Consider the following 21,704-nt stretch of genomic DNA (forward strand, 5'->3'; position numbering starts at 1 on the left):
AAATACCGCCCTAATGGGGCGGTATAGGGCCTTTCCGGCCTGGTCTAGTGGCGATGACCATGAGCTTCATGGCCCGGAGTAGCTAGGGCATCGTGCAGCACCCGGGCGTTATGGCGCATCATGCCAAGGTAGGTGCTGGCATCGCCTTCACTGGCCAGCGCATCGGCGTATAGCGTGCCAGCGATGGGCAGGCCGGTCTCTTCCGCTAGCTGCGTAATGATCGCTTGGTTGGTCATGTTCTCGTGGAACAGCGCCTGTACGTTCTCCTGCTCGATCACATCGATCAGTGCGGCCATGCTGGCACCGCTGGGATCGGCTTCGGTCGATAGACCAACCGGTGAAAGAAAATTCACGCCGTAGGCGCTGGAGAAGTAGCCAAAGGAGTCATGGCCGGTGATGACGCTGGCCGACGCAGGAATCTCGCTTAGCAGTTCACGAATCTCGGCATCAACGTTATCCAGCTCTGCCAGATAACGCTCGGCGTTGGCTTGGTAGCTCTGCGCATTGGCGCTATCCGCCTCGATCAAGCCATCGCGAATATTGGTGACGTAGACTTTCGCCTGCTGCAGATCTTGCCAAGCGTGAGGGTCGTCATCACCATGCTCGTGACCGCTATGGTCATCATGCGCATGATCGTCGTGACCGTGTTCATGATGGCTGTGCTTTTCATGTTCATGCTCTTCATGACCGTGTTCTTCATGCGCATGGTCGTGCTCGTCATGGTGCGCGTGGTCATCGTGGCCGTGCGACGCAAAAGCGCGGGGTGCGATGCCGTCGGTGGCGGTGACCAATGGGCCGTCGTAATCGCTGGAGTCAATCAGGCGCTCCATCCAGCCCTCGAACAGCAAACCGTTGAAGACCACTAGGTCTGCCCCTGCCAGTGCGCGGGCATCGCCGGGGCTTGGGGAGTAAACGTGAGCATCGCCATCCGGGCCAACCAGGGCGCTGACCTCCACATGCTCTCCGCCGACGTTCTCGACCATATCCGCCAAGATGGAGAAACTGGTGACGACTTGAACCCGCTCGTTCGCCATGGCCGCAGGCAACGCCAACATGGCCGACACGCCGACTAACCAACGCGATGAAGAGAAAAGCGACATAACATGCTCCTGATGATGTAAGAAAACGGATAACGACGACTCGCTAGTGAGAATGCTCCATCGCCAGCGGCGTGGTTTTACGGCGCAGCTTGGCGGCCAAACTGTGGTAGCGGCCAAACAGCGCCGAGAACAAATAGGCCACCCCAGCCAGCAAGATGATGCTCGGGCCCGAGGGCGTGTCCAAATGGAACGACAGCAGCAGCCCGCCGGTGCTGGCCAGCATCGCCAGCACGACGGCAATGCCCATCAACCCTTCCAGACGCTTGCTCCAAAACCGTGCCGCCGTGGCGGGCAGCATCATCAAGCCAACGGCCATCAGCGTGCCGAGCGTTTGGAAACCGGCGGTCAAGTTGAGCACCAACAGCCCTAAAAAGATGCTGTGCACCCAGCCGCTGCGGCGGTGTTGGCCGCGCAAAAATAGCGGATCCAGACACTCCACCACCAGGGCGCGGAAAATGATCGCCAGGGTGATGACGATCAGTGTGCTGATCGACGCAATCAACAGCAGCGCCGTGGAGTTGATCGCCAAAATGGAGCCAAACAGTACGTGGGTTAAATCCACGCTGCTGCCCCCCATGGAGATCAGCATGACCCCAGCAGCCAGGGAAATGATGAAAAAGCTCGCCATGGCGGCATCTTCCCGCTGGCCGCCCATTTTCGAGACCGCTCCCGCCAGCAAGGCCACCATCACCCCAAATAGCACGCCACCCACGCTCATCACCGGTAGCGAAAAGCCCGCCAGCAAAAAGCCCAGCGCCACGCCGGGCAGAATCGCATGGGCCATGGCATCGCCAATCAGACTCATGCCACGCAGCACCAAAAACACCCCCAGCGGCGGGGCGGCCAGTGAGAGCGCGAGCCCGCCGACCACGGCGCGGCGCATGAAACCGTAATCGAACGGGCTGACGAACCAGGTATTAAGCAGTTCCAGCATGACGCCCTCCCAGCGTAAACGGCACCACTTGGGCAGATGCATGCTGCTGATTGAGCGCGCTGGGGGCGACCCAGCGGCCGTGGCCAGCGCTCAGCATCAATACCTCATCGGCCAGGCGACGCAGGTGATCCATATCGTGCAGTACGATGATGATCGTGACGCCGTCGTCGGCCATTTGGCGCAGAATGCGAATCAAGATATCCACCGTGTCGCTGTCCACGTTGGCAAACGGCTCATCCAATAGCAGCAGTTCTGCCTCTTGCATCAGCGTTCGCCCAATCAGCGCCCGCTGGCGCTGGCCACCGGACAGCTCGCCCAGGGGGCGGTGCGCCAAGTGAGAAATGCCCAAGCGCGCCATGATCTCACGGCCCTTGCGGTAATGGGCGGCACAGTACCCTTTCAGCGCCCCGTGGCTTGGCCAACTGCCAGTCATCACCAGCTCTTCCACGCTCATCGGGAAGGTCAGATCCAGCGCCAACTGCTGGGGTAGCCAAGCGCGGCGAGCGTTATCCACCGTACACACCACCTTGCCACTAATAGGGCGAAGTTCGCCCATGATGGCCTGGATCAGCGTGCTTTTACCGGCCCCGTTCGCGCCGATGAGCGCGGTAATCGCACCGGGTTTGATATCGCCATCCACATGCTCGAGCACCGTGCGGCGACCCTGGGCCAAATGCAGATCGTGAAGCTGCAAGCGCGATGGTGAACGCTCGCTCATAGCGGCCACCCGCTGGCCCATACCACCAGCCCCCACAAGGCCAACAACGGCAGCGCCATCAGCCCGAGCCGCTTCGTGGCCGACAGCGACATCAATGAAAAATGACAAGGACCTTCCTTGTTATGGCGATGCATGTGCGCACTCATCGAGCAACCTCACTTACCAATAAATAAGTTATAACATAACGTTTTGTGAAACCAAAAAAGTGGCGAATATTTTACGCGCTCATCGCGTGCTGACAACGATGAGCGAGCTTATGTTTGAGAGATATACCAAGTGATCCTAGTAACGCCAAACGGCGCCAATCTGCTCAGGGGATACCAACAGCGCGTACTCGCCTTCCAGCGTGAGTGGGCCAAGCGATACGCGGGCGGGTTGGAAGCGATTGATAGCGCGGGTCGCCTGGCGGGGCTGCGTCCAAATTTGTAGCTCATTGATCAGCATGCCCGTCGCAAAGTTCATCGCGCCATCGCGCTCACGACCGTCGGCGGCAATGACCGCGCCCGCTACGGTATTCACCACCAACGAGCCAACCCGCGCCTCGAGCCCGCGGCGCTCCCGTTCCGCCTGGGCAAGCGACAGCCCTAGCGCCTGTACGCCGCTCAGATCGCCCTGCGCTTTCAAGCGTTCGTACTCCGCCAGCGCCGCCGGATGCGGTTGGCGGTCGGTCAGCATACCCCCTAGCGCTAACGCGGATTTCACCACGCCAACGCGAGCATCGAAACGGTCGTCCGGATCACTGGCCTCGCTCGATTGGTAGGCGTTATAGGCCAGGCTCGTGGCATAAACACCCGTCCATCCCCACTGCCAAACGTGGGCCTGTTGGGCACCGCTTTCGAATACCTCATCGTAAGCCGCCCAGTCATCCGCTGGCTGCGCCTGGGCGGGCAGTGCCAGCATCAGCGGAACTGCTGCGAAAAGCACGCGCAAATAAAGGGGTAATTGCATGGGGAACCGCCTGAAGGGCTGAGAAATGAGTGTTAAGCGTAGCATGGGGAGAGTACGCGTTTGTAAAAAGAGCGGGAGCAGGCAGCGTTCTGGCTAACCCCTGATGAGGGTCAATGGTGTTTCAAAGTAAAGAGTGCTTAGATGGTGGCAAGAACAATAGGAGAGCCGCCATGGATGACTTTTCACCTTCTGATCTTAAAACCATCCTGCACTCCAAGCGTGCGAACCTGTACTACCTCCAGCACTGCCGAGTGTTGGTGAACGGTGGGCGGGTAGAGTACGTCACCGATGAAGGGAGCAAGTCGCGCTACTGGAATATTCCCATTGCCAATACCACCTCGATACTGCTGGGCACAGGCACTTCGATTACCCAAGCGGCCATGCGCGAACTCGCCAAGGCAGGTGTACTGGTCGGGTTTTGTGGTGGCGGTGGCACACCGCTGTTTGCCGCCAATGAAGTGGATGTGGACGTTGCCTGGCTGACGCCACAAAGCGAGTACCGGCCCACGGAGTACCTCCAATACTGGGTACGCTTCTGGTTTGATGACGCCAAACGCCTGGATGCTGCGCGCGCCTTTCAGCAGGCGCGCTTAGCCCGTATCGATGCGCTGTGGACAAGCCGAGTGATGAAAGACGCAGGCTTTACGATTCCCACTGATCACCTACAGAGCGCACTCACCCATCATCGCGAAGCCATCAAGCAAGCCCCCAGCACGGTTGACCTGCTCACCCTGGAAGCGCGATTAACCAAAACGCTGTTCAAGCTAGCGGTGAACGCCGTTGATTACGGCGACTTCTCCCGCGCCAAGCGCGGCGCGGGTACCGACCCCGCCAACCGTTTTCTCGATCATGGCAACTACCTAGCCTATGGCTTGGCGGCGACCGCCACTTGGGTATTGGGCATTCCCCACGGCCTGGCGGTACTCCACGGTAAAACCCGCCGAGGTGGGCTAGTGTTCGATGTGGCGGACCTGGTGAAAGACGCGGTGATTCTGCCCCAAGCGTTCATTTCCGCCATGCGCGGCGATGAAGAGCAGGAGTTCCGCCAAGCCTGCATCGAACGCTTGACCCGCACCGAATCCCTCGACTTCATGATCGATACGCTCAAGGAAGTCGCCCAGGCGCTGGGGCAAGAACTGGGGAGCGGCGATTCATGAACGTGTTGCTGATTTCCCAGTGCAATAAAAATGCCCTGAAAGAGACGCGCCGCATTCTCGACCAGTTTGCCGAACGCCGGGGCGATCGCACGTGGCAAACACCGATTACCCAGGCCGGGCTGGATACGCTGCGTAAGCTGCTGCGCAAAACTGCCCGCAAGAACACGGCCGTTGCCTGCCACTGGATTCGTGGCCATGACCACAGTGAGTTGATGTGGGTGGTGGGGGATGCTGCCCAGTTCAATCTCAATGGCGCCGTACCGACCAACACCACCGCCCGAGATATCCTGCGACGCCGCGATGAAAATGACTGGCACAACGGTGAAGACATTCTTCTGCTCACCGCGATGGCCGCGTTACTGCACGACCTGGGAAAAGCCTGCGACGCCTTCCAGCAGCGGCTTAAAGGCACACTGGAAGGGCGTAACTTATACCGTCATGAGTGGATATCGCTGCGCCTGTTTCAAGCATTCGTGGGGAAAGATGACGACGCCACTTGGCTGGCGCGTCTGGCCGAAGGCAGCTATCAAGAGCAGGACTGGCTTGAGGGTTTGGAGCGCGACGGGATAGATGCCCCCACCTCATCGGTGTTTAGTCGCTTACCGCCGCTGGCTGCCGCGTTGGGTTGGCTAGTGCTTTGCCACCATCGGCTACCGCTAAAACCACCGGAAAAAGAAGGCAATACTGAAAGGCGCTGGGGCAGAGGCAAGGCGCCCCTTCAGGCGGAGCAACTGGGTGGACTGTTTGATTCTATCCATGCCGAGTGGAACGAGATTCCCGAGACGCAAGACCCTAAACGAATAGCGCCGTATTGGCAGTTCAGTAAGGGCTTGCCGGTCAGCACATCCCGCTGGCGCGAACGAGCGGTAAAGTTGGCCTCTCGGCTACAGGCGCGGCTTCAGAGTAATGGTGGTCGCTGGCTGGAAAGCCGCTACGTCATGCACTTGGCTCGGCTTAGCTTAATGCTGGCCGACCACCACTACTCAAGCCTTGAAGATCTCCAGCATCGCGTGCGCGGTGAGCCTAACTACCCGTTAATTGCCAATACCGTGCGCAAAACTGGCAAGCCCAACCAGCCATTGGATGAGCATATTCTGGGGGTTGAGAAACACGCGGCGGCGGTTGCTCGCGCGCTACCCAGCGTCGACAGCCACTTACCCCGTTTAGCGCGCCATAAAGGGTTCCGTAAGCGCAGTAGCCATCCGCGTTTTCGGTGGCAAGATAAAGCGTTTGACCTTGCCCAGTCGCTAAGGGAGCGCAGCCAGCGCCAAGGATTTTTTGGCATTAACATGGCGTCCACCGGGTGCGGTAAAACCCTCGCCAATGGGCGCATCATGTATGCGTTGGCTGACCCTCAGCAGGGCGCGCGGTTTAGCATTGCGCTGGGGCTACGCACCCTGACGCTTCAAACTGGCCAGGCTCTACGTGATCGTTTGAATTTGGGTGAAGACGAACTCGCCGTGCGCGTGGGGGGCAGCGCCAATAAAGCCCTGTTCGAACACTATGAGCAGCAGGCTGAAGCCCGAGGCTCGGCGTCGCAACAGGCGTTGATCGAAGAAGATGCCCACGTGGTGTTTGACGGCAATTTTGATAGCCACCCAGTACTGCGCCGCTTGAGCGATGAGCCGGGCACTCGCGCGCTGATCGCCGCGCCCATTTTGGTATGTACCGTTGACCATCTGGTGCCGGCTACGGAAAGCACACGCGGCGGGCGGCAGGTCGTGCCTATGCTGCGCCTAATGAGCAGCGATCTGGTGCTCGATGAAATAGACGATTTCGATATCAACGACCTGCCCGCGCTTACTCGATTAGTCAATTGGGCGGGGCTGCTAGGTTCAAGGGTACTGCTTTCATCGGCCACCTTGCCACCCGCATTGGTCGAGGGTTTGTATGAAGCTTACCGCAGCGGGCGCGAAGCCTTTCAGCGCCATCGTGGCGAGCCGGGCTTGGCGGTGGATATTTGCTGTGCCTGGTTCGACGAGCACGATCGTCAGCATGAAAACTGCGCCAGTCGCGAGGCCTTCAAGGCCGCACACAACGCTTTTGCCAAGCGCCGTTTAGAACGTTTGGCCAAAAGCCCGATACGCCGCCGCGCGGATATTTTAGCGGTGCCGCCGCTGGGCAAACGCCCTGAAGAGATAAGGCCAGCCATTGCGGCCCTACTGCGTGAGAATACGCTAGCGCTTCACCAGCAGCATCATTCCGTTGACCCGCATTCGGGCAAGCGCGTCAGCTTTGGCTTGGTTCGCATGGCGAATATCGACCCATTAGTGGATGTTGCCAGAGCGCTGTTTCAACAGGGCGCGCCGGAGGGGTTTCGCATTCACCTCTGCGTTTACCACTCCCGCCACCCGCTGGTCATGCGCTCGGAGATTGAGCGTCGGTTAGATAGAACGCTGCAACGGGCCGACCCTGAGCGCGTTTTTCAGCAGCCGGATATCCGCCGCCTATTGGATAGCAGTGAAGAAAGCGACCACCTATTCATTGTGCTGGGCTCGCCAGTCACTGAGGTGGGGCGCGACCACGATTACGACTGGGCGATAGTCGAGCCGTCTTCCATGCGCTCGATTATCCAGCTAGCAGGCCGGGTACGCCGTCACCGCGAGCAGGCGTGTGACTCGCCGAATATCTTATTGCTGGATACCAACCTCAAGCATCTGGAGCAGCCTGGAAAGCCTGCTTTCCACAAACCGGGCTTTGAAACAGATCTGCAATGGCGGCTAAGTAGCCACTTCCTTAGTGAGCTGTTAACGCAAGATGAGTACCAGGTGATCGATGCCCGCCCCCGCGTGCTGGCGCGGGAAGTGCTGCGCGCCAAAGATAGCCTTGTTGATCTAGAGCATGAGCGGCTGCATCAACTGATGGTCGAGCAGCCCGCCGAGCCATTGACCAAAAAAGAGCTACGGATCGGCAAAACGCCCAAACCACCGCCGTTAGGAGCCTACAGCTGGCATGTGATGCCGCAGCTGCATTTGACGGGTGTATTGATTCAGCGCGACCCATTTCGCCAACAGCTCGAACCTGAAATAACCCTAGCGCTGCTGCCGGATGAGGGCGGCGAAACCTGGAGGCTACATCGTGTCGACGACGGCGCAAGGCGAGGCGAAAAGCTCTACGTGCCGGTGGAAGAGAGCCTACTGGTGCGGGTAGACCTGGCAAAAGAGCAGGGCGAGCGGATACAGCCCTGGGGTGCAACCGACTATTTAACAGCCCTGGCCGACTTGGCCGAAGACCTGGATATCTCTCTGGATCGCGCCGCCCGATCCTTTGGTACGGTGACGGCGTCGGCTAGAAATCAGCGGTGGGGGTATCACCCGGTGCTGGGGTTTTGGCGGAGCAAATGAAGGCCGGTGATAGTCACCGGCCCGCTGCCTGTGCGGCAGTGTATCGTAGCTGGAGTACCCCATGGGGTAATTTTCTAAGCTGCCTATGCGGCATTCATGTGAAATTTTGTTTTTAACCATTACACCTTGAGGTGCGCTAGCAATCGTATCGGTTTGCTTTTGGGTAGAAACAAGTATAGGCTAGCCCTCAGAGTGCTGCAACACTCTACGGGCTAGCCTTCAGGGCTGCACTGTACTTTACCTAGAGAAGGAGGGACTCATCATGCCTAACTACGATTACCATATCGTCGTGGCGAACTATCTGATCGTCGTAGCAAATTTCATGATCGTGATCATGCAATAGCAAGCGTCGACTCCATCCACTCCCCCGAAGCACTGCAATGCTTCGGGGGATTATGGTTACATGAAGCGTACTCCGTTTCAACGCTGAGGTTAGCAATATGCCCAGTAATATAAGCCCCAATCATCAAGTTTTACGTAAGATAATCAATGATTTTTTGGAGGAGCGACTTGCATTAAAAACTGAAAAGCTAGCTCCCGATGATCCAAAATACCAGGCGCTGGTTGAGCAGTTTCACTTCGATACATGGATCAACGATGCAGCCAGGCGCGTTGGACAACTGCAAGTCGTCACCCATTCTCTCAAGCCGATTCACCCGGATGCCAAAGGCTCCAATCTTTACGCCCCACCTGAATCGCTAAATAACCATTCTCTGGTTGGCAGCCACACGCTATCCGCTGATTTTGCGGGCGATGTGGTGGGGAACGCTGCCGCCCTGGATGTTTATAAGTTCTTGAAGCTGCAATTCGAAGGGAAGTCACTGCTTGAGCGGGTGCTGGAAAACGACGCTGAGATGGCAAAGGCGTTAAGCGCCAATCCTGAGCAGGCTCAGTCGTGGATCAGTGCCTTTGCTGCGATTACCGAACCGCGTGGCGAGCACGCCTCACATACCCGAGGCAAACAGCTCTATTGGCTGGTGGGGGAGGATGCAGCAGACCTGGAAAAGGATGCTGAGAATTTTCATCTGCTCGCACCGCTTTACGCCACTTCGCTGGCGCACCGTGTATTCCAGACCATTAACCATGATCGATTTAGCGAAGAGGCCAAAGAGGCACGTAAGGCCAAGCGAGAAGGCAAGTACGCTGGGCAACCCGTGCACAGCTACCCCAACTTGGCTGTGCAGAAAATGGGCGGCACCAAGCCGCAGAATATCTCACAGCTGAATAGCGAGCGGGGTGGTAATAATTACTTATTGGCTTCAATGCCGCCTAGTTGGGGAAAACAACAGGTTAGCCCACCATATAATGTGGATTCTGTTTTTCATCGCTTTGAGAAATTAGATAATGTCAAGAGAGATCTAGGTAGGCTTGCTTGGTTCCTCTCAAGCGATCCTTCCCCGAATGTTCATACTCGCACTCGGGTGGATGATATACATGGCTCTCTCATAGATGAGTTGATGGCTTTCACAAGCCAGTTTCATGAGTTGCCAGCAGGTTGGAGCACTAGCGAAAAGTGTAACCTGCCTATTGAAGAAATTTATTGGCTTGATCCTGGACGCTCTGAGGGCGATGAGCAGTTTCGAAAAGAACGCGAGAACCTTGATTGGACTGCTGCTGTACGTCGTCGGTTTTCCAATTGGCTTAACGAAAAATTAAGCAAAAAACTTAGCGTAGGTGATGTTGAGTTTTTTTATTGGCAGAAAAAGCTGAAAGAGAACGCTACCCACCAGCGTGTTTTGGATCGTGATCGCCGCTGGTTGGCATCGCTTGAAAAAGAATTAGATGCATGGGAAGGAGCGCTAGACGATGAGTAAAGTAAAAAATATTCTGGTTCTGCCGCGCCTGCGAGTGCAAAACGCCAACGCGATTTCCAGCCCCATGACCTGGGGCTTTCCCGCCATGAGTGCATTTGTAGGCTTGATGCATGCTCTGGAGCGGAAGTTAGCAGAGGCGAGTCTTCCCGTTTCGTTAGGTCGCGTTGGGGTTATTTGCCATGACTTTGAAACCCAAGCCACAGAGGGTGGCTACATTCGTGGCTTTCACTTGACGCGCAACCCAGTGGACAAAACCGGCGGCACGGCAGCGATTGTAGAAGAAGGGCGTGTTCATCTGGATATCACGCTGATCTTCGCGATTGATACCGGCGCTGCAGAAAGCGAGCATGAGAATATCGCCCATCAAATCAGTGAGATGGTATCGGGCATGCGTATTGCCGGTGGCAGTGTGGTGCCCAATCGCAACGTGCCGAGCCATAAGCAGCGCCCGCAATGGGTCATGCTCGATGACAATGAAGATGAACGCTACAAGCAGTTCGCTCGACTGAAGCGCCGCTGGCTGCCGGGCTTTGCGCTGACCCTGCGCGATGACTACCTCACCGAACACCTTACAACGCTGCAACAACACAACCCTGAGGCCAGCTTACTAGATGCGTGGCTAGACCTCTCTCGTCTTAACCATGTTTGTACGCTAGAGAACGAAGGCGAACCCAACGAAAAGCCCGTTTGGCAGGCGCAGCGTCCCTATCGCGGCTGGTTGGTGCCGATTCCAGTTGGTTATGGCGCTATTTCCGACCTTTTCCAGCCCGGAGAAGTGGCTAATGCCCGCGATACCAAGACCCCGTTCCGCTTTGTCGAAAGCCTCTACTCCATTGGTGAATGGGTTAGCCCACACCGCATGAAGCAACCTGAAGACCTGCTTTGGTACGTGGATAACGACGAGGAAGCGGGCCTCTACCGTCTCAATAACGACTATCACCTTCGCACCTCAGCACAGTAAACAAGGAGCTTTATCATGGCTAAGAACGATACCCTTAAAACCGCTTCTGTCCTCGCTTTTGAGCGCAAGCTCGACCCTTCCGATGCGCTACTGTACGCCAGCAATTGGGATAAGCGGCAAGAAGAACAGCAATGGCAGTCGGTTAAGGTGCGCGAAAAATCGGTGCGCGGCACGATTTCCAATCGCTTGAAAGCCAAAGACCAGGACCCCGCCAAGCTAGATGCCGCGATTGAAAACCCCAACCTACAAACCGTCGATGTAGCCACACTGCCCCATGATGCAGATACCCTAGTTGCCCGCTTCACCCTGCGCGTATTATCTGGTGCGGGAACACCGTCAGCCTGTAATAACGCTGAGTACCAGGCCAAGTTGGAACAGGCAGTTGCCGAGTATAAGCACACTCAAGGCTTTGGCGAGCTGGCGCATCGTTACGCCAATAACCTCGCCAATGGCCGCTTTCTGTGGCGTAACCGCATGGGCGCAGAGCAAGTAGAAGTGAGTATTCGCCAGTTGGCCCAGGGTAAAGCCACCAAAGAGTGGACGTTTGATGCACTCTCCCTTTCGTTGCGTGCTTTCGAGGATACTGCCGAGCTTAAAGAGCTGGCGGGTGTCATCGCCGCTGCGTTGGCAGGCGAGCAGCACTTGCTGCTAGAAGTGGTGGCCTATGTCCGCATGGGCAGTGGTCAAGAAGTGTTCCCTTCTCAAGAGCTGATTCTTGATCGAGGCCGAGGCGACAAAAGCAAAACGCTATACCACGTCAGCGGTATTGCCGGTATTCACTCGCAGAAGCTGGGTAACGCTATCCGTACCATCGACACCTGGTACCCCAATGAAAACGATGAAGATCTTGGGCCTATTGCTGTCGAGCCTTATGGTTCAGTGACCACCCAAGGCAAAGCGTACCGCCAGCCCAAGCAGAAGGCCGACTTTTACTCACTGCTGGATAACTGGATGATCAAAGATCAAGTGCCTTCCAAGGAAAACCAGCACTTTGTGATGGCAACACTCATCCGTGGTGGCGTGTTCGGCGAAGCGGGGTAAGCCATGGATCATTACATCGATATCCGGCTAAGGCCGGACCCCGACTTTCCCGAAGCCATGCTGATGGGGGCGCTTTACAACAAGTTGCATCGAGCGCTATTCGACCTACAGGCAACGGATCTAGGCGTGAGCTTTCCAGTCCATAAACACGGTGTTCGTGCCCGCACGTTAGGCAGCCATTTGCGTTTGCATGGCACCCATGAGCGACTACAGCAGCTGATGGGTATGGATTGGCTGACAGGCATGCGGGATCACACGCAGGTAAGCGAAGTGTTGGAAGTGCCTGCGGGTGCTCAGCATATCAACGTGGCGCGGAAGCAGTTCAACACGGGCAGCGAGAGCCGCGCCAAGCGCTATGCCAAACGGCACAGCATTAGCGAAGAGGAGGCAAGGAGCATTTACGCCAAGGTGGCGGCTCGACGAATTGAGCTACCGTTTGTGCAGATCAATAGTCGATCTACTCAACAGCGCTTCAGCCTGTTTATTGAACATGGCAAACCTGCAGCGTCTTCATCGGAAGGCTCATTCAGCCATTACGGCTTGAGCCCCAGCGCCACCGTGCCCTGGTTTTGACCCTTTTTTCTGACATGAAAATAGGCAGCTAATAATCAATGACTTAGCGGTATTGCTCCTGAAAGGGTAATACCGCTTTTTTTGGTGAAAGCTCTTTAACAATCAGCACATTAATTTTGATATGCTCTAGTGCGCTGCCGCCCAGGCAGCTCAGAAACGCCAGTCGGATCTCGTCATTCTGCCCACCGCGTGCGCTGCCGCCCAGGCAGCTCAGAAATGCATGGCACTGCCGTGGTGTGGGGTCGCGCGGTGCGCTGCCGCCCAGGCAGCTCAGAAACGATCCGCTCCGAGCGTGAGCTATGGATTGAAGTGCGCTGCCGCCCAGGCAGCTCAGAAACTGAAACCGGCACTTGGCTGCTGGAAAAAGGGGTGCGCTGCCGCCCAGGCAGCTCAGAAACGAGCCAGCCTGTGTCTGGGCTGCCGTTCGCCGTGCGCTGCCGCCCAGGCAGCTCAGAAACACCCGCTTGGTGGTGTAGAAGCCAACGTACGGTGCGCTGCCGCCCAGGCAGCTCAGAAAGTGATAGCCCTGGGCGGTTTTGCTGTTGGTGCGTGCGCTGCCGCCCAGGCAGCTCAGAAACAGAACATGCGGGCCGATGCGCTGCTGTCCAAGTGCGCTGCCGCCCAGGCAGCTCAGAAAAGCCGATCATTGACCGGCACCACCACTCCACAGTGCGCTGCCGCCCAGGCAGCTCAGAAACCCACTCTCTCTGACGCAAGCGCGCCTGAGCCAGTGCGCTGCCGCCCAGGCAGCTCAGAAATGCAACGTGTGCAGGTAATGGAAAGCGCCGCCGTGCGCTGCCGCCCAGGCAGCTCAGAAATATCCACAGAAGCTAGGTAGGTGCCTGACGTCGTGCGCTGCCGCCCAGGCAGCTCAGAAAATCATCCAATGCCCCTTCAATATTTTATGCTGGTGCGCTGCCGCCCAGGCAGCTCAGAAAACCGCCCCACCAATGCTGGTGGTATCAATCCCGTGCGCTGCCGCCCAGGCAGCTCAGAAATTTGCTAGCGGTGTTGATCAGCGCGCCCCATAGTGCGCTGCCGCCCAGGCAGCTCAGAAAAGCCGCGACGATGCCGAAGCGCACTACCTGGCGTGCGCTGCCGCCCAGGCAGCTCAGAAATTAGCGCCCGCCTCCTCAAGGTCTGCCGCCGCGTGCGCTGCCGCCCAGGCAGCTCAGAAAAGCACCGACGGCTTGGTTGCGCAGGAGGACGGGTGCGCTGCCGCCCAGGCAGCTCAGAAAAGATGGAGATTCGCCGCCAGGAGTTGCTGCAAGTGCGCTGCCGCCCAGGCAGCTCAGAAAATAACGGCGACGGTAGGCCATGGCATAGTTGGGTGCGCTGCCGCCCAGGCAGCTCAGAAATGATGCGTGAGCGTGACGGTCGCACCGTCGAGGTGCGCTGCCGCCCAGGCAGCTCAGAAAGGTATCATTTACTTCGTGGCCGGGTAGCTGCTGTGCGCTGCCGCCCAGGCAGCTCAGAAAAGTGCCAGCAATTCGCTAAACGTGTCGCGGTAGTGCGCTGCCGCCCAGGCAGCTCAGAAAATCCTGTCACAGCAACGAGAAGCGCCGCGAATGTGCGCTGCCGCCCAGGCAGCTCAGAAATGCCTGCCCGCCACCATCCACCACGGCATCACGTGCGCTGCCGCCCAGGCAGCTCAGAAATCGACGGCCACAAATTGGGCGTGAACAAGCACGTGCGCTGCCGCCCAGGCAGCTCAGAAATCGCAAAGATCGCAATGAGCAATCGCCAGTCGGTGCGCTGCCGCCCAGGCAGCTCAGAAAACGCTCCCCAGCGAATTGGTGGGCTTTTTCGTGTGCGCTGCCGCCCAGGCAGCTCAGAAAACCACGAAGCGGAGGGAGATTGATCATGATCATGTGCGCTGCCGCCCAGGCAGCTCAGAAACAAACCTATGGCGACCCGGCATGGACGGTGAAGTGCGCTGCCGCCCAGGCAGCTCAGAAAGATGCAGCGGCCCGAGTACAGTTTGCCACGGTGTGCGCTGCCGCCCAGGCAGCTCAGAAAAAGCGGCAAAGATCACGGAGATCAACGACGCGGTGCGCTGCCGCCCAGGCAGCTCAGAAAAGCTCGTCCTTGGGCGCCGTCTCAATCGGCTGGTGCGCTGCCGCCCAGGCAGCTCAGAAATATAGACGGATTTCAGCCAAGCGTCGGTTAACGTGCGCTGCCGCCCAGGCAGCTCAGAAAGTGTACCAGCTCCACGACGCCCAAGCGATCGAGTGCGCTGCCGCCCAGGCAGCTCAGAAAACATGGGTTACCCATGCAGCGAAGCTGACAATGTGCGCTGCCGCCCAGGCAGCTCAGAAATTGCCGCCAGCGACCAGTGAGCGCTTGTCGTTGTGCGCTGCCGCCCAGGCAGCTCAGAAATGTTAGGCCAATCAGCTCTTTATGATCCGCATGTGCGCTGCCGCCCAGGCAGCTCAGAAAGAATGGTGGAGGGGACGCCCGTTCGACAGATCGTGCGCTGCCGCCCAGGCAGCTCAGAAATGCAGCGCTCGCTCTTGCTCGTCCCACTGCTCGTGCGCTGCCGCCCAGGCAGCTCAGAAATCTGGCGGGTACAACATGGGCGAGGCTGGTGCGTGCGCTGCCGCCCAGGCAGCTCAGAAATTTGGCCACCACCGCTTCGGCTACGTAGTATTGTGCGCTGCCGCCCAGGCAGCTCAGAAAATGCCGAGCATCACGTCGCTGCCCATGTACTCGTGCGCTGCCGCCCAGGCAGCTCAGAAAAGTCGAAATACGCGTTGATATTGGCAAATTCGGTGCGCTGCCGCCCAGGCAGCTCAGAAACTTGGCCTCGCTGCCCTCGCGGGCCTCGTTTTGTGCGCTGCCGCCCAGGCAGCTCAGAAAAGCTTCTTGACGCCGTACTCAAAGGCCGCTTCGTGCGCTGCCGCCCAGGCAGCTCAGAAAAGGACATACCGAGAGGTTAGCCCCTGGCGTAAGTGCGCTGCCGCCCAGGCAGCTCAGAAATGCTCAACAAGAAGGGCTACCGCTACGGGGGCGTGCGCTGCCGCCCAGGCAGCTCAGAAATGCCGGACGAAAGCCACGGCATGAGCCGCAAGGTGCGCTGCCGCCCAGGCAGCTCAGAAAGGAGAGCGGAAACAAAAAAGGCCGCCCGAAGGGTGCGCTGCCGCCCAGGCAGCTCAGAAAACCATCATGCAAGAACGCGGCTGGTCGACTGCGTGCGCTGCCGCCCAGGCAGCTCAGAAATGACTCGATCATCATTAGCAGCGACCTAGCATGTGCGCTGCCGCCCAGGCAGCTCAGAAATCTTGAGCAATGCGCCGTGATTCGCGGTCGTTGTGCGCTGCCGCCCAGGCAGCTCAGAAATTGTCCAGCACAAAGCCCAGGAGGCGCGGGTTGTGCGCTGCCGCCCAGGCAGCTCAGAAAAGGCAGCAAAAACGCCCTCCAGGTGAATCCTGGTGCGCTGCCGCCCAGGCAGCTCAGAAATTTTCGCCAACACTGGCCAAGAGAACGAGGAAGTGCGCTGCCGCCCAGGCAGCTCAGAAAATAAATCCAGGCTTGGCCATCGCTTTAAGGTCGTGCGCTGCCGCCCAGGCAGCTCAGAAAAGCAGCGCAGGCGAGGCAAACGCCTGGATGACGTGCGCTGCCGCCCAGGCAGCTCAGAAATGTGTTCAGGCCCAATAGAATGAAGTCTGCTAGCTCGCTGCCGTGCAGGCAGCTCAGAAAATCAAACTCGGTGATGCCAGTAAAGGCGGCAAGTTAGCTGCCGCCCAGGCAGCTTTAGTTGAAAGGCAAGGGCGGGACAAGTAAACCCCTACCCCGATGCCTTTCTTACTTACTCCTTCTCCTCATCCTCTTCCCAGCGCTCCATGGCGCGTTTGTCGTCGGGTAGGCGGACCATGTCACCGATGTTGAGCTTTTTGTGCGACTGAAAGCGGTGGCCGTGCTGGTCGAGAATGGCGGCGACGCTGCCGATGCTGACGGCGTCTTCTTCCCGGTAGGCTTCGACTTTGACTCGGACGATGCGGCCCTGATAGCGAGCGGAGAGAATCGCGCCGGGGTAAGGGGGCGTGTGGTCGGGGTCGTTTTTGAAAAAGGCGGCGACGCTTGCGCTACCGGGTTCATCCCATTCGACATGTTGATGCATGGTCAGTGTCCTTACAGGAGTCGTTAGAAAATAAGCCAGCACATTCAGTGTAGTGTGCGTTAGCAGCACTCGGCCAATGTGCGTGGACACGCCTAGTCGATGCGCTTAACTTACCCCTCTAGGGGAACGTGGGAGGAGAAGGCGCCATGCATCCGTACCGTGCGCTATTTGAGCAGTCGAGCACGCCTCTGTTCGTGGTGGAGCGTTCAGCGCACGAGGCGATGAACGTGTATGCAAACGCGGCCTTTCGGCACGCGGTGGGCTGGGTTGACGATAATAGCGACATGGCGCTGGCCAGCTGTTTTCCATTGGACGTGAATAACGTGCTGGCCGCCGTATATGCCTGCGATCAGCAACAGACCGTGCAGGAGCTGATGGTGACTTGGGCAGATGCCTCAAGGCGTTGGCAACTGCAGCTTTCTCCCGTGGTAGAGGGCGAGTATCGTGCAGTGTATGGGGCACTTCATGAGCTGGTTCTGCCATTTGGCGAATCTTTGGATGCGCTGCTGTCTCAGTTGCCGGGCTTCATCTACCAGTTGCACTACTCGCTGTCGGGTCACTGGCGTTACACCTACGTTGGCCAGCGGGTAGAAGAAATGTTTGGGGTGAGCGTCGAAGAGGCGCTGGCCGATGCGCAAACGTTGCTGGCCAACATTCATCCTGGAGACCGCGATACCGTCATCGCAAGCTCGCTGGAAAGCGCTCGCACGCTGACGCCAGGGAAACAGGAGTTTCGGATGTTTCATCGTCACGGCGAGATGCTGTGGGTGGAAGCCAGTGACCAACCCCGCCGCGAGCCCGATGGCAGCGTGCTGTGGACGGGGTATGCCAACGATATTACTCAGCGTAAAGCGCTCGAAGCGGCGCTGAAATCCAGCGAGCAGCGCTTTCGCCAACTGGTGGAGCAGGCGAACGACATCATTTACACCCTCGATGCCGATGGCATGCTGACCTATATCTCGCCTAACTGGCCGCGCATATTGGGGCACGAGGTGAACGAGGTGCTCGGGCGGCATATGAGCTTCGTTCTACATCCGGAGGACTTAGAGGCGTGCCGTCGTTATATCGAAAACGTGTTTGTGACGGCCGAGCCGCAAGGGCTGATCGAGTACCGTGTGCAGCATGCCAACGGCGAGTGGCGCTGGCACTTTACCAACGGTGCGCCGTTGTTGGATGAGCAGGGCAACGTGATCAGTTTTATGGGCATCTCTCACGATATTACGCCACGACACGAAATGGAGCAGCGGGTGCTGCATTTGGCACAGCACGATACGCTGACCGACCTGCCCAATCGAGCGATGTTTTTTGGCGAGCTGACCAAGGCGCTGCGCTCGGGGGGCCAGTTGGCCTTCTTGTTCATTGACCTGGACAACTTCAAGCCGGTGAACGATCGCTGGGGCCACGCCGTTGGCGACCAGTTGTTAAAAGCGGCGGCACAACGCATGCGCGCCCGGCTGCGGGGCACCGATATGGTAGGGCGAATCGGCGGCGATGAGTTCGTGGCGCTGCTGGGTGGTTCGGTCATGAAAGAGGACGCGTTAGCGGTCGCGCATCAGCTCTGTTCAGCGCTGGCCGAGCCGTTTGCGCTGTTGGTGGGCGAGGTATGCGTCTCCGCCAGTATTGGCGTGGCGCTCTTTCCACTACACGCAAAGGATGAGGCCACCCTGATTCACTGCGCGGATCAGGCGATGTATCGCGCCAAAGCGGAAGGGCGTAATCGCGCTATCCTTTACTCTGCTTGTGAGTCAGGCAAGACTGCGGGCGTTGCATCGACAGACTGAAACATGAAGTTTAGCGCCGCGGGTAGGCTGGCTCTCCATACGCGCCAAGTATGGCCACCAGGGTAGAGGTCGAGCCGTACGTCACCAGGTTGAATACGTTCTATGGCTTGGCGCAGCTGGCGTGCATGGAACTCGGCGTCATAGACATCACGGCGTCCGGCGCTGATATAGAACGGGACAGGGGGCGTGTCGCCTTGCTCTGCCTCTGGGCGCGGCGTGACGCGTAGGCGGTAGCTTTCTAAATGGGCTGTGTAGTTTAGCTGCTCCCAAAGCGCTTGATCGAACTCGCCCTGCGCATTCAAAAACGCTGGATGTCGGTGAGCGGAAGAGTTTTTGGGTGGCGCAGGGATATAGCTGGCGGGGCTGAGGGCAGCGGCAGCGGCAAACAGCTCTGGACGTTCGAGGGCGAAATTCACCGCGCCATAGCCACCAGCAGAGAGCCCCGCTACGCCACGTTGCTCGCGCGTCGTTCCCACATGATAGGTCGCTTCGATATGCGGCAGCAGGTCGTTGAAAAAAGCGCTACGGGCAGCTTCGTTATGCCCATCGACCCACCAACTGCGGCTGCCGGGCATGACGAATACCGCTGGAGGTAGATGCCCAGCCTCGATCAAACGATCAGCCGTTTGTGGCAAGTTGCCTTTGGTTGCCCAGTCAAACTCGTTACCAAATGACCCGTGTAGCAGGTATACCACTGGGTAAGGCGCCGAGGCCTGAGGGTCATAAGCGTCCGGTAAATAGATCGTATACGGGTAGTCATAACCCAGGGTGGGTGAAAAGAACTGTGCCCGTGAGACATCGCCCGCCAGGGCAGCGCTACTCAGTGCCAACCCACCCAAAACGACCATGATCGCGCGCATCCAGCCGGTGAGGCATTCAGAGACAGTGCGTCCGAGAGCGTGTAAAAGCGGGAATCTGAGCGACTGTTCGAACACGAGGCCTCCAGGAATTTACCGTCGTTTAAAAGGTCGGACAACGCTGTAAGCCAGCCTGTTCATTGTCGTAAGCCCCTACATCAGCTTAGCAGCGGGGCTTGGTGGAGGTTCGATGCAGAAAATCGAGGAAATTTACTGGCTGCGCGCGTACGGCTGTGTCGCCGTGTTTCTCTTTCATTGGCTAGATCACCTGAATCAGCGCGTGGACAACGTCGTTACCGATCTCATGCGCATACCGCTGGTGCTGGGCACGCCTGTATTCCTGTTCATTTCGGTCTTTGTGTTTGCCGTTCGCTATGACAAGCAAGTACCGCCAGGTTTTCTATGGCAGCGAGTGAAATACGTCATGCTGCCCTATTTAACGTACGGGTTCATCTATTCCACTGCCCAGTGGTGGCAACTGGCGGGCAGCGACAGCGCCGTGAATGTTTGGGAGAACGCAAAAGCCTACTTTATTTATGCGGGCTGGCATGGCTATTTTTTGATCATCGCCATGCAGTTCTATGCCGCTTATTGGGCCTTTACTCGTTGGCAGCTATGGCGCTTGCATCCGGTTCCTTGGCTATGGGGAGCTTGCTTGATGAGTATGGCATATTGGGGGTTGGCGTATGCGTTGGCTATTGAGCCGCCGGGTTATTTGCTTTGGGTGGCTCCGTTGGGTTGGATCTATCTGTTCTTCTTGGCGCTAGTGCTGGTGCGCTATTACCCCTTAACGCCTTCTAGCCAGTTGATCGAACGGCCCGTTTGGCTACAAACTCTCTCGCAACCACGTTGGCTCTTGTTGTTCGTTGGCTTGATCGTGCTGGCCACGTTCGAGTATCGGCTGTCGTTCTCCTCGAAAGAGGTGTGGGTCATTCCCTTTTTTGTGCTGTTCACGCTGGCATTGATGCGTGGCTTAAAAGGGCGTAAAGCGCCTGGATGGGTGCGCTATATCAATGCTTACTCGTTTGGTATTTATCTAGCGCATCCTATGTTTTTTACGCTCACCGATACGCTAGTGGGCATTTCTACGCTGCCCCTGGCGGTTTATGCGCTGTTGCTCATCATGGTGGGTAGTGTGGGATCGATTCTGCTCAACAAAGTAGCCAATACCACCACATTGGGTGCCATGTTGCTGGGTAAGCGTTTAAAAATATGAACGGTTCGACGGGTTGGTGAGCTGGCAGGTTGGCGTTAAGAGTCAAAGAGGGGCAGGCGCTAAGAGGAGGTGGGTGAGCGGCTTTGTGGCGAGCCTCGAGCAAGCCCAAGCGACTCGCCGCTTAGCGTTTTTAAACGCGTAGGGCAAGCGTATAGGCGCTGTAAAAAGTCGAGCAGTGCTGGCTCATCGAGCTCTGGATCGAAGCCTCCGATTCGCTCCAACCACGCACGGCGAATGGCAATGTAGGGGGGAACGGTCACCGCCGAGCTGAGAAAGTGCAGCAACAGACGTTCCGAAAAGCGGGGAGTGGCGGCGTTGATGAGCAGCGCATCCGTCGCCGTGTCTAGCTGTGGATAGAGTAGGTACCAAAGCTGCGCCGCCATGGGTTCTTTATGCAGCGCAATCAGCAGCCAGTCTGCCTGGCTAATATACGCCGCTTGGTTGAGGCGTGCACCTAGGGTATGGGCAGGTGTCACCAAGCCGTGCGCGTGGTAACGCTTTTCGAGATCGGTGAGCCGTTCATCCGAGTGAGCACAGGTCACGATAATGGGTAGGGCATGGTCAGCAAGACCGGATTGGCGAATCGAGCGCAGGTGGCGGGGTAGCAAAGCTCCTGTCACTGAAGCATCAACGATAAAGCAGACCGTACCCATGCACGCGGCTTCCTTTTGTTATGAAAGCATCTCTGTTTGTAATTGATTGTAGATGTGGGTTTCTTTACGTAGCAAGAGAAAGTTTTTTAACGAAAAAAACAGTGAGGCTGGCGAGTTATTCATTTTGGTGCGTCTTGAGTGTTATTTGCACCAAATGCGTGCAAGGAAATGACGGTCTAGGCGTTTGAAAAAGCAATTGCCACTCCCTTGCTGCATTAAGACGCATGGGATGAGTCATTTTTCATATTTTAAAACAAAGAGTTGTTGATATTTTTTTCCATTATGGTGCAGAGTTGGCATGCTCTGTGCTTGTAAGCCATAGGTAGTTTCATCAGCGGCTATTGAAGCGTAGGCAGACGCCTCCAGGCGTGCTACAACGATAGCCGGTCTGAAATGATCGCTGGGCGGTTTGTTATCCATCGTCGAACAAACGTTGAGCGAACAAAAAAGACAAACGCGCCACATGCAGCCGCGTGTTGAACGATTT

16 protein-coding genes and 1 CRISPR repeat array are annotated in these 21,704 nt (G+C 57.5%); of the genes, 8 read left to right on the top strand and 8 right to left on the bottom strand.

Features of this window, described 5'->3' with window-relative positions; genetic code table 11:
* Positions 1–44: 44 nt before the first annotated feature.
* From MHM37_RS08985 to MHM37_RS09000, 4 genes are all read right to left on the bottom strand, one after another.
* The gene (locus MHM37_RS08985; protein ID WP_239296372.1) at positions 45–1,100 is read right to left on the bottom strand and encodes a zinc ABC transporter substrate-binding protein; all 1,056 of its coding nucleotides are present in this window, start codon (positions 1,098–1,100) and stop codon (positions 45–47) included.
* A gap of 43 nt (positions 1,101–1,143) precedes the next feature.
* On the bottom strand, positions 1,144–2,034 hold the full coding sequence (locus MHM37_RS08990) for a metal ABC transporter permease (protein ID WP_239296371.1): 891 nt from the start codon (positions 2,032–2,034) through the stop codon (positions 1,144–1,146).
* Positions 2,018–2,752: an ABC transporter ATP-binding protein gene (locus MHM37_RS08995; protein WP_239296414.1), complete on the bottom strand. Its 735-nt coding sequence runs from the start codon at positions 2,750–2,752 to the stop codon at positions 2,018–2,020. The genes MHM37_RS08990 and MHM37_RS08995 overlap by 17 nt, the downstream gene beginning before the upstream one ends.
* A 282-nt stretch (positions 2,753–3,034) precedes the next feature.
* A complete protein-coding gene (locus tag MHM37_RS09000; protein WP_239296413.1) occupies positions 3,035–3,652 on the bottom strand; it encodes a hypothetical protein in 618 nt (205 codons plus the stop codon).
* A gap of 218 nt (positions 3,653–3,870) precedes the next feature.
* On the opposite strand from MHM37_RS09000, the gene cas1f reads away from it, so the two are divergent.
* From cas1f to cas6f, 6 genes are all read left to right on the top strand, one after another.
* A complete protein-coding gene (gene cas1f / locus MHM37_RS09005; protein ID WP_239296370.1) occupies positions 3,871–4,857 on the top strand; it encodes a type I-F CRISPR-associated endonuclease Cas1f in 987 nt (328 codons plus the stop codon).
* The gene (gene cas3f, locus MHM37_RS09010; RefSeq protein WP_239296369.1) at positions 4,854–8,201 is read left to right on the top strand and encodes a type I-F CRISPR-associated helicase Cas3f; all 3,348 of its coding nucleotides are present in this window, start codon (positions 4,854–4,856) and stop codon (positions 8,199–8,201) included. Before cas1f ends, cas3f begins: the two co-directional genes overlap by 4 nt.
* A 440-nt stretch (positions 8,202–8,641) precedes the next feature.
* Complete coding sequence (gene csy1 / locus MHM37_RS09015) at positions 8,642–10,015, top strand: type I-F CRISPR-associated protein Csy1 (protein WP_239296368.1); 1,374 nt, start codon at positions 8,642–8,644, stop codon at positions 10,013–10,015.
* Entirely contained in the window at positions 10,008–10,976 is a 969-nt protein-coding gene (gene csy2 / locus MHM37_RS09020) for a type I-F CRISPR-associated protein Csy2 (protein WP_239296367.1), read from the top strand. The genes csy1 and csy2 overlap by 8 nt, the downstream gene beginning before the upstream one ends.
* A gap of 15 nt (positions 10,977–10,991) precedes the next feature.
* A complete protein-coding gene (gene csy3 / locus MHM37_RS09025; RefSeq protein WP_239296366.1) occupies positions 10,992–12,017 on the top strand; it encodes a type I-F CRISPR-associated protein Csy3 in 1,026 nt (341 codons plus the stop codon).
* Between the two features lie 3 nt (positions 12,018–12,020).
* Positions 12,021–12,590: a type I-F CRISPR-associated endoribonuclease Cas6/Csy4 gene (cas6f, locus tag MHM37_RS09030; RefSeq protein WP_239296365.1), complete on the top strand. Its 570-nt coding sequence runs from the start codon at positions 12,021–12,023 to the stop codon at positions 12,588–12,590.
* A 129-nt stretch (positions 12,591–12,719) separates the two neighbouring features.
* A CRISPR array of direct repeats spans positions 12,720–16,289; the repeat unit is 28 nt; unit sequence GTGCGCTGCCGCCCAGGCAGCTCAGAAA.
* Positions 16,290–16,398: 109 nt separating this feature from the next.
* Here cas6f and MHM37_RS09035 read toward each other — a convergent pair.
* Positions 16,399–16,710 carry a hypothetical protein gene (locus tag MHM37_RS09035; RefSeq protein WP_139527890.1) on the bottom strand — a complete coding sequence of 104 codons (312 nt, stop codon included), beginning with the start codon at positions 16,708–16,710 and terminating at the stop codon, positions 16,399–16,401.
* A gap of 146 nt (positions 16,711–16,856) precedes the next feature.
* Here MHM37_RS09035 and MHM37_RS09040 point away from each other — a divergent pair, with 146 nt between their 5' ends.
* Positions 16,857–18,491 (top strand): sensor domain-containing diguanylate cyclase, encoded by a 1,635-nt coding sequence (locus tag MHM37_RS09040; RefSeq protein WP_153843225.1) that lies wholly within the window; start codon positions 16,857–16,859, stop codon positions 18,489–18,491.
* Here the strand turns inward: MHM37_RS09040 and MHM37_RS09045 are convergent.
* Positions 18,440–19,339, bottom strand: a complete 900-nt coding sequence (locus MHM37_RS09045; protein WP_239296363.1) for an alpha/beta hydrolase-fold protein — start codon at positions 19,337–19,339, stop codon at positions 18,440–18,442. The genes MHM37_RS09040 and MHM37_RS09045 overlap by 52 nt on opposite strands.
* Before the next feature lie 199 nt (positions 19,340–19,538).
* Between MHM37_RS09045 and MHM37_RS09050 the strand changes: the two genes are divergently transcribed.
* The gene (locus MHM37_RS09050; protein WP_239296361.1) at positions 19,539–20,564 is read left to right on the top strand and encodes an acyltransferase; all 1,026 of its coding nucleotides are present in this window, start codon (positions 19,539–19,541) and stop codon (positions 20,562–20,564) included.
* Between the two features lie 59 nt (positions 20,565–20,623).
* On the opposite strand, the gene MHM37_RS09055 is transcribed toward MHM37_RS09050, so the two are convergent.
* Positions 20,624–21,217, bottom strand: a complete 594-nt coding sequence (locus MHM37_RS09055; protein WP_153843223.1) for a hypothetical protein — start codon at positions 21,215–21,217, stop codon at positions 20,624–20,626.
* A gap of 234 nt (positions 21,218–21,451) precedes the next feature.
* Entirely contained in the window at positions 21,452–21,637 is a 186-nt protein-coding gene (locus MHM37_RS09060; RefSeq protein WP_153843222.1) for a hypothetical protein, read from the bottom strand.
* Positions 21,638–21,704 lie beyond the last annotated feature (67 nt).

Origin of the sequence: Halomonas sp. MMH1-48, from assembly GCF_022348105.1 — a bacterium.
Classification (GTDB): domain Bacteria; phylum Pseudomonadota; class Gammaproteobacteria; order Pseudomonadales; family Halomonadaceae; genus Vreelandella; species Vreelandella piezotolerans.